At 71.5% G+C, this 4998-nt stretch carries 4 protein-coding genes; all 4 read right to left on the reverse strand.

Annotation, left to right across the window (positions count from 1 at the left end; all coding sequences use genetic code 11):
* Positions 1-37: 37 nt before the first annotated feature.
* The 4 genes from ABEA43_RS67470 to ABEA43_RS67485 all read right to left on the reverse strand — a co-directional run bounded on the left by ABEA43_RS67470 (position 38) and on the right by ABEA43_RS67485 (position 4891).
* Positions 38-694 carry a rhomboid family intramembrane serine protease gene (locus tag ABEA43_RS67470; RefSeq protein ID WP_345581419.1) on the reverse strand — a complete coding sequence of 219 codons (657 nt, stop codon included), beginning with the start codon at positions 692-694 and terminating at the stop codon, positions 38-40.
* Positions 695-771: 77 nt separating this feature from the next.
* Positions 772-1590, reverse strand: coding sequence for an alpha/beta hydrolase (locus ABEA43_RS67475; RefSeq protein WP_345581422.1), 819 nt, complete (start codon positions 1588-1590; stop codon positions 772-774).
* Entirely contained in the window at positions 1587-4157 is a 2571-nt protein-coding gene (locus ABEA43_RS67480; protein WP_345581425.1) for a PEP/pyruvate-binding domain-containing protein, read from the reverse strand. The genes ABEA43_RS67475 and ABEA43_RS67480 overlap by 4 nt, the downstream gene beginning before the upstream one ends.
* Positions 4154-4891, reverse strand: coding sequence for a TetR/AcrR family transcriptional regulator (locus ABEA43_RS67485; RefSeq protein WP_345581428.1), 738 nt, complete (start codon positions 4889-4891; stop codon positions 4154-4156). Before ABEA43_RS67485 ends, ABEA43_RS67480 begins: the two co-directional genes overlap by 4 nt.
* Positions 4892-4998 lie beyond the last annotated feature (107 nt).

Consider the following 4998-nt stretch of genomic DNA (forward strand, 5'->3'; position numbering starts at 1 on the left):
TCTTCAAGCCCGGTGTTTCCCGAGCGGGCAGGCCGGTTCAGAGGCCGAGGTCGTCCAATTCTTTCCGCAGCGCGTCCCGCGAATTCGGCGGCGGGGCGGCCGCCGCCTTTCCCGTACGGCGGTCGCGGAACAACCAGCCGCCCGCCACCCCGGCGAGGAAGCCGAACAGATGAGCCTGCCAGCCGATGCCTTCCTGCGGCAGCAGCCCGGTGAATTGATAGGCGAAGCACAGGGCCATGACCACGCCCACCACGATGTCGATCAGGTGCCGGTCGAACGCGCCGCGCACGAGCACGTACCCGAAATAACCGAAGACGACGCCGCTCGCACCCGCGCCGACGGTGCCGGGCGCGGCCATGAACCAGGCGCCGAGGCCGCTGACCACGATGATGAGAGCCGTCACGGACAGGAACTTCCTGACGCCCCGATAGGCCGACAGGAAACCGAAGACGAACAGCGGACCTGAGTTGAACTCGATGTGTTCCCAGCTCCAATGCAGGAATGGCGACGACACGATGTCCGGCAGGCTCGTCAGGTTCCAGGCCCGCAGGCCGTACTCGTAGCCGAGCGCGTAGCCCGATGCCCAGTTCGCGATTTGCAGGAGCCAGATGAGGGCGAGGAACCCGACCATCACCCATAACGCCTTACGCGCCTCCGCGATCATGATTTCGGCTGACTGACCCTTGGCTTCCACCCCGGCTCCTCCCTGAACCCCGTCCCCGTTTTCCGCGGCACCAGTATCAGGGCAGAAGATTACGAATGCAGCAGGCCTCAGAAACCCTGGGCGGCGAGCCAGCCGAGATAGCGTTCCATCCAGGTGTCGCACGGCAGCCCGCGCGCCTCCAGCGCGAATCCGTGGCCGCCCTCGGCGTAGGCGTGCAGCTCGACGGAGCGGCCGGCGGCCCGCCAGTCCCCGTACAACCTGAGGTTGCCCGCGACCACGCCCTCGCCCTCGTCGTCACCGGCGAAGGCGATGAACAGCGGCGGCGCGTCGCGCGGCACCTCGTACGGATGCCAGGGCGGCCCGTAGATCGCCGCGACGTGGTCGGGACGGCCGGATGCGCCGTCGTAGCCCGTCGCGGCGGTGATCGTGAGCAGGCCGCCCGCGGAGAAGCCCAGGACGCCGACGCGCCGCGGGTCCACGCCCCAGGCGGCGGCCCGCTCGCGCACGGCCGGGACCGCCAGCTTGACGTCCTCGGCCGCCACGTGGGATTGCGCCTTGATGGCGTCCATGCTCAGCGCCTGCCCCCAGCTTCCCCGGAGGTCCTCGTCGCGGACGGGTGAGGGCAGGAGCCGGTACCTGAGGACGAACGCGGTGATGCCGTGCCCGGCCAGCCGTTCGGCGATGGCGGTCCCCGTGCCGTGGGTGAGGGTGACGAAGGAGCCGCCGGGGCACACGACGACGGCGGTGCCGTTCGCGTCCGGCGGATCCGGGGCGTGGACGGTCAGCGTGGGAACGGTGACGTTGCGGATCGCGGTGACGCCCGCGCCGCCCTGGCCGCGGCTGATCAGGGCTTCGTGCCCGTACGCGGCCGGGTCGTGCGGCCCCGGCCACAGGGGGATGACCTCGGTCCTGGTCGTGGCGCTCATTCCGCGGATCCGTCCGCGACCGGGGTCACCGTTCCCGCGTCGCCGTCGACGATGATCTGCCGGCCGTCGATCAGGTGCTCGGTGGCCACGCCGGTGCCCAGGACGGCGGGGATGTGATACTCGCGGGCCACGATCGAGCTGTGGCTGAGCGGGCCCCCGACGTCGGTGACGATCGCCGAGGCCAGGGCGAACAGCGGCGTCCAGGCCGGAGTGGTGATCTTGGCGACCAGGACGTCTCCCTGCCGCATCCGGCCGAACTCCTCGGGGCCGTGGATGACCCGGGCAGGGGCGGTCACCCGACCTGGACTGCCCGGCACGCCCTTGATGGCCCCTCCCGGCTCCGGTACGTGCTGCGCGGGCAGCAGCCTGGAGATGTCGATCCCGGCGATCTTCGTCGCGCCGACGGGGAGCAGATGGGGTGGCGGGACCTTTCGCCGCGCCTGCCAGGAGGCCCGCCGCTCGGCCACGGCGGCGTGCGCGGGCACCGGGGCACGGCCGTCGTCGAGCGCTCGGACCGCGTCCCGCAGCTCGTCGAGCCGCAGCCAGAACACCTCGTCCCGGTCCGCGATCGCACCGGCCGCGGTCAGCCGGCCGCCGAGCTCGCGCAGCAGCCGCCGTACGGCCGGCCAGCCCAGGCCGACGCCGGCGAGCGCGTCCTCGCGCAGCGGGGCCATCGTCTGGGCCCAGCGCAGCAGGCGCAGCGCCAGCGCGCGCAGGGGGCCAGGGCGGCGCGCGCGTAACGCGGCGACCGCGTCTTCGCGCTTCCGCTCGGCGGCGCGCCGGCGGGCGTGCGGATCCGGGGCCTGGCCGGTACGGAAGAACTCAAGGGTCTGCAACAGCGGCGCCGGGTCCTCGGCGGGCAGCGGCTTGGCGAAGTCGAGGTCGTAGACCGTGTCACCGAACGCGGCCAGGTACGCGGCCAGCCGCCGCTCGAACTCCTCCTGAGCCGGTTCTTCTCCGGGTGTCCAATCGGCCAGTTCCGGCTGCTCGCGGACCCAGCGGGCCAGGTCGTAGAGCTCCTGCTCGGCGCGTACCGGCTTGCTGTCGAAGCCCAGCAGGAACGTCAGCGGCGGCGGGTCGGCGCGGCGCCTGACGAGCTTGTACACGGAGGTGAACATGGACTCGCTGATGTAGGCCGCGGGCAGGACGCCGCTCTGGATGGTGAGGTAGTAGCGGGAGGCCTCCTCGACGATCTCCCGCGCCTTCTCCAGCAGCTCGGCAGCCGGAACACCGGACACGTCGATCGCCTGGAGTCGTTCCGTGAGCGCCGTATATCGCGCGTGGGCCCGCCGCCAGCGGTCCGGCGCGCTCCGCAGGCGTCGCGGCAGGGTGACCGTGAGGAACCGCGGCTGCGCCACGGCCATCCGCGCCAGCAGGCCGGGTGTGTAGCGGACGTTGTAGTAGAGGTAGCCGTTGATGACGGCCAGCGGTTCGTCGAAGTACGCCAGCCGCGCTTCCCGGTAGAAGTCCAGTGTGGTCTTCTCCCAGGCGGGGACTCCCAGCGTGGCGAAGAGCGGGGACAGCGGATCCGGCAGCAGCTCGGTGACGCTGGCCCGCACGTATCTGCCCTTGGGGTCGGGCAGCTCCCACGTCACGGGGGCGGCGTCCGGCAGGGCGGTGATCGGCCGGGCCTGGACGATGAAGAGCCGGTCGTCGCGCATGGCCCACTCGATGTCCATCGGCCGCCCGTACAGCTCCTCGATTGTGGCGGCGGCGCGGGCCAGAGTGACGGCCTGCTCCGGGCCGAGCACCGCCTGGTCCCGTCTGCCCGCGGGGACCGGCTCCTCGTGGGTGCCGGTGGGCGTGCGTACGGTCATGAGCTGCTTGTCACTGACGTCGTGCCGGATGATCTCGCCATCGGACTTGGCGACGACGAGCGTGTCGGGCGTGACCTGCCCGCTGACGATCGCCTCGCCCAGCCCCCAGGCCGCGTTGATCATGACCTGGTCGCGGTCGCCCGTCAGGGGATTGGCCGTGAACATGACGCCGGCCGCGTCCGCGGGCACCAGCTCCTGCACCACGACCGCCAGGCTGACGTCGGCCGAGTCGATGCCCTGGCGGGCGCGGTAGCCGATGGCCCGCCCCGTCCACAGCGAGGCCCAGCAGCGCTTGACCGCGTCCAGCACCGCGGCCTCGCCGCGGATGTTGAGGTAGGTCTCCTGCTGTCCGGCGAACGACATCTCCGGCAGGTCCTCGGCGGTGGCGGAGGAGCGTACGGCGACCGCCACGTCCTCGCCCAGCCGCGCGTAGGCGGTGCTGATCGCCTGCGCGACCTCCTCGGGCATCGGCTGCCCGGCCATGAGGCCGGCGATCTTCTCAGCCGCGGCCTCGCAGGTGGCGGGCCGGTCGGGCGCGGCCGTCGCGGCGGCCTGCAGGATGCTCTCCTGGAGGCCGTGTACGGCGACGAAGTGGCGGTAGGCGGCCGTGGTCAGGTGGAAGCCCGGGGGGACCGGCAGCCCGGCGGCGGCCATCCGGGCCAGCGACGAGCCCTTGCCTCCCGCCTGCTCCAGCGTGGCGCCGTGGGCGTCGTCCAGGGCCAGGACGAGGGGGTCGTCCTTGTTGTTCATGGCATGTCTCCTTCGTGGTGAACCGGCTCGCCGTCGGAGTCGGCCAGGGCCTGGTCGGCGGAGTCGGCGATGGCCTGGTCGAGGCCGCTGAGCAGGACGGCCTTGCCGGCCGCGAGCGCGGCGTCGTCGACAGGAGGCAGGGCGCGCTCGAACATCCGCGCCATCGCCTCCAGCACCTCGTCGGACGAGGGCTGCGCGGCATCGTGGGGCGCCGTCCGGCCGGCGGGGTACATGCGCCGGACGGCCGGGGCCAGCGCGTCGAAGATGACGGCCATCGCCCGCGTGTCGACGTCGGGCTCGATGGCGCCCACCTCTTGCATCACCCGCAGGAACGCCTGGGTGTTCAAGGAGTGGTGCCGTCGCGGGTCGAAGACACTGCCCGGCTTGCGCAGGTATTTGCCGAAGAGCTCCTCGTCCCTCGCGACGACCGCGGCGGCCAGCGGCAGGGTCTTCAGCGCGTTCATCATCGCCCGGTAGACGCTCGCCACGCTGCCGCCCCGCGGGTCCGACTCCAGGTGCTCCCGCCACCCGTCGGCGTAGCGGCGCATCTCGCGGGCCAGCACCGCCGCCACCAGCTCGTCCTTGGACTTGAAGCGCAGGTAGACCAGGCCGCGGTGAAGGTCCACGGCGTCGGCGACGTCGCCCATCGTCAGCTTGTTGTAGCCGAACCTGCACAGCAGGCCGGCCGCGGCGTCGAGGATCGCCTGCTCGCGATCTTGTTCATTGATGACCATGGATTATCACTTTGACAAAAGTTGAGAAGCTGTCAAAACCGAAGGTATGCCTCTCCAGTGAGAGCTGTCAACGACGGGCCGAGGCTCTGCGCATGGCCGTGGACAGG

It is taken from the genome of Nonomuraea rosea (genome assembly GCF_039539705.1).
In the GTDB taxonomy this organism is placed as follows: Bacteria; Actinomycetota; Actinomycetes; order Streptosporangiales; family Streptosporangiaceae; genus Nonomuraea; species Nonomuraea rosea.